This window comes from Oleiphilus sp. HI0066, assembly GCF_001635725.1.
Genome location: NZ_LWFH01000585.1, coordinates 1 through 870, shown reverse-complemented (window position 1 = coordinate 870; position 870 = coordinate 1). Strand labels below are relative to the sequence as shown.

At 44.3% G+C, this 870-nt stretch carries 1 protein-coding gene; it reads left to right on the top strand.

The features are described from left to right. Nucleotides 1-782: nicotinate-nucleotide--dimethylbenzimidazole phosphoribosyltransferase (gene cobT, locus A3738_RS07755; RefSeq protein ID WP_068763500.1), on the top strand; the 782-nt coding region annotated here is incomplete at its 5' end. Between the last annotated feature and the right edge of the window lie 88 nt (nucleotides 783-870).

Sequence of the window (870 nt, the reverse complement as noted above, 5' to 3'; positions counted from 1 at the left end):
ACTTTGTTGCTGGAGGTGCTGCGATCAATGTATTTACGATCCAGAATGGTATGGATCTTCAGGTCGTTGATGCAGGTGTTAACTATGAATTTCCTGATGATTTGCCGATCGTTTATCGCAAGACAGCAAAAGGAACACGTAACTTTTTAGTTGATCAGGCGATGACCGAGTGGCAACTGAATCAATCCTTACAATCAGGCGCGGATGTTCTTGGTGAGTTGCATGATAAAGGCTGCAATGTTGTTGGGTTTGGTGAAATGGGTATTGCAAATACGGCATCTGCAGCTGCTCTTATTTCCCAGTTAACTGGGATTCCGGTATCAGAAATAGCTGGTCGCGGTACGGGGCTTAATGACCGTCAACTGAGTCATAAAATTCAGGTACTTGAAAAGTCTTTTACCTATCATGGTGAGTTAGATGGTGTTCACGCAGTACTCCAAACGTTTGGTGGTTTTGAAATAGTACAAATGGTTGGTGCGATGCTCGAAGCAAGCAAACGTAATGTGCTGATATTGGTTGACGGCTTTATTGCGAGTGCCGCATATTTATGTGCATACAAGCTGGACCCTTCGATTAAGGACAATGCCGTGTTTTGTCACTGCTCTCAGGAGCAAGGGCATAGAAAGCTGTTAGATTATTTAGGCGTCAATGCGCTACTAGATTTGAATCTTCGCTTGGGTGAGGGCTCAGGATGTGCTTTGTCTTATCCGCTTGTAAAGGCGGCTGTATCGTTTATTAATGAGATGGCTAGCTTTGAAGATGCGGGCGTCTCAGACGCTTAAGCCAAACGAGCCTCGATCATGATTAAACGACAGCTTCAACTAATCCATTATGCTTTGATGTTTTATACGCGCATCCCTTTGCCATCTT